This window comes from Candidatus Streptomyces philanthi, from assembly GCF_059553635.1.
In genome coordinates this window covers 1-2,270 of record NZ_JCANQV010000518.1, presented here as the reverse complement: position 1 = coordinate 2,270, position 2,270 = coordinate 1, and the positions used below count along the sequence as shown (strand labels likewise).

Genomic DNA, 2,270 nt, shown 5'->3' with positions numbered 1-2,270 from the left:
CCGTCGCGCCGCTGAGGGAGCCCGGGGCGCCGGTCACCGCCACCACCGAACGCTCCGACGCCCCGGCGCTGGTCGGCGCGGCCGACGGCGTCCTGGCGCCCGGCTGGGCCGTGCAGCAGACCACCTCCGTCGCCGCGGGCAGCGGCCGCGGCCTGCTCGGGCTGAGCTGCACCCCGCCCGACACCACCTTCTGGTTCCCCGGCGTCAGCACGGGCAAGGACCGCACCGACTACGTCCATCTGACCAACCCCGACTCCTCGCCCGCCGTCGTCGACCTCGAACTGCGCGGCAAGGACGGCCCGTTGGAGGACAGTGGCGGCGAGGGCGTCGCGGTGCCGCCGCACACCACCGTGCCGGTGCTGCTCTCCACGCTCTCCTCGTCGCCGGTCGCCGACGCGACGCTGCACGTCGTCGCCCGGGAGGGCCGGGTCGGCGCCGCCGTGCAGGCGGTGGACGCGCGGCTGGGCGGCGACTGGGTGCCGGCCGCCGCCGACCCGTCGCCCGCCGTCGTCCTCCCCGGCATCCCCGCCGACGCCTCGTCCGTCCACCTCGTCGCCACGGCCCCCGGAGGCTCCGACGCCGACCTGAAGGTCCAGCTGGCCACCCCCACCGGGCTGATCACCCCGGCCGGGCTGGAGACGCTGCACATCAAGAGCGGGACGACCACGGCCGTCGACCTCAAGGACCTCACCCGGGGCGAGGCCGGCTCCCTGGTGCTCACGCCGTCCGGCGGCGCGAGGACGCCGGTCACCGCCGCGCTGCGGGTCACCCGGGGCAAGGGCGGCGACCAGGAGATGGCGTTCATCGCGGCGACGCGCCCGGTGGAGACCCGGGCCACCGCGGCCGACAACCGGGACAAGGGCAGCACGCTGTCCCTGGTCGCGCCGGAGAAGGGCAAGGACGCCAAGGTCAAGGTCACCGCGTCGGCCGGCAGCGGCGGCGGCACCCCGGTGAGCAAGACGTACACGGTCAAGGGCGGCACCACCCTCGCCGTCGACCCGCCGCGCCCGCAGGGCCTCAAGGGCGGCTACGCGCTGACCGTCGAGCCCCAGCCCGGCGGCGGCCCGGTCCACGCGGCCCGCACCCTGGCCCTGCCGCAGGGCGGCATCCCGGCCTTCACCGTCCAGACGCTGCCGGACGACCGGGGGACGATCGTGGTGCCCGAGGCGCGGCAGGACCTGTCCCTGCTGCTGGACTGACGGCCCGTCGGGCCCGCTCAGTCCTGCCCGTAGCGCGGGTCCACCGACTCCGGGGCCAGGCCGAGGAGGTCGGCGACCTGCTCGACGACCACCTCGTGGACGAGCAGGGCCCGCTCGTCGCGGCCCTTGGAGCGGATCTCGATCGGGCGGCGGTAGACCACGATCCGGTCACGATGTCCGCGGCCGGCGGGCAGCGCCGCGCCCAGCGGAACGGTCCCGTCCGTCTCCGGGCCCGGCACGGGCACGTCGAGGACCAGGAAATCGACCTCGGAGAGCTGCGGCCAGTGCCGCTCCAGCCGCTCCCGCGAGTCGTGCACAAGATCCACGAACGCGTCCGCGCGGCTCACCGAGAGCGGCACCTGCGGCGGCGCGATCGGGCCGCGCATCCCGCGGCCGTGGCGGTCACGGCCGTGCGGACGCGGTTGTGGCGGGCGGGGCGGTACGGGCATGTCCATCAGATCGAGCGTAGCCGCCACCGGGGGGCGTTCACGGGAAAGTGGGTACCGACCGGTGCGATGTCGGCGTACCGCGACCCCCGTCCGGTGTGGTAGGCGATGCGGGCCGACGTGTGCACGGAAACCCTGCGGAGCGGCCCGAATTGCACCGATTGATGGTGGATTTCCGTACCTCCAGGCCCTGTTGCGCAATGCTCCCGATCGGTCACTTATGGTGTCTGCGGGTCGGCTGGGTGGGACGAAACGGGACGACACGGTCGGGTGAGCGGGAGGTGAGTCGTCGCGGCCCGGTCAAGAGTGCGGTACCGTCCAACATCGTGAGCCTTGTACGTCGCTGTTCGCGCACTGCGTGCGGCCGCCCCGCCGTCGCAACGCTGACGTACGTCTACGCGGATTCGACCGCCGTCCTCGGGCCGCTCGCCACCTACGCCGAGCCGCACTGCTACGACCTGTGTGCCGAGCACTCCGAGCGGCTGACCGCCCCCCGCGGCTGGGAGGTCGTCCGGCTCGCCGTCGACCCCGCGCCCCCGCCCCGCACCAGCGGCGACGACCTCGAAGCGCTCGCCATCTCAGGCCGGCTACCCGTCGTCGCCTTGGTAGGCCATCACCCCACCAA

Annotated in this window: 3 protein-coding genes; 2 read left to right on the top strand and 1 reads right to left on the bottom strand. The window is 74.5% G+C overall.

Annotated elements, in window-relative coordinates; all coding sequences use genetic code 11:
* Positions 1 to 1,199: DUF5719 family protein (locus AC51EU_RS29750; RefSeq protein WP_496270195.1), on the top strand; the 1,199-nt coding region annotated here is incomplete at its 5' end.
* Between the two features lie 17 nt (positions 1,200 to 1,216).
* On the opposite strand, the gene AC51EU_RS29745 is transcribed toward AC51EU_RS29750, so the two are convergent.
* Positions 1,217 to 1,654: a metallopeptidase family protein gene (locus AC51EU_RS29745; protein WP_496270194.1), complete on the bottom strand. Its 438-nt coding sequence runs from the start codon at positions 1,652 to 1,654 to the stop codon at positions 1,217 to 1,219.
* A 272-nt stretch (positions 1,655 to 1,926) separates the two neighbouring features.
* Here AC51EU_RS29745 and AC51EU_RS29740 point away from each other — a divergent pair.
* Positions 1,927 to 2,270: DUF3499 domain-containing protein (locus tag AC51EU_RS29740; protein WP_496270193.1), on the top strand; the 344-nt coding region annotated here is incomplete at its 3' end.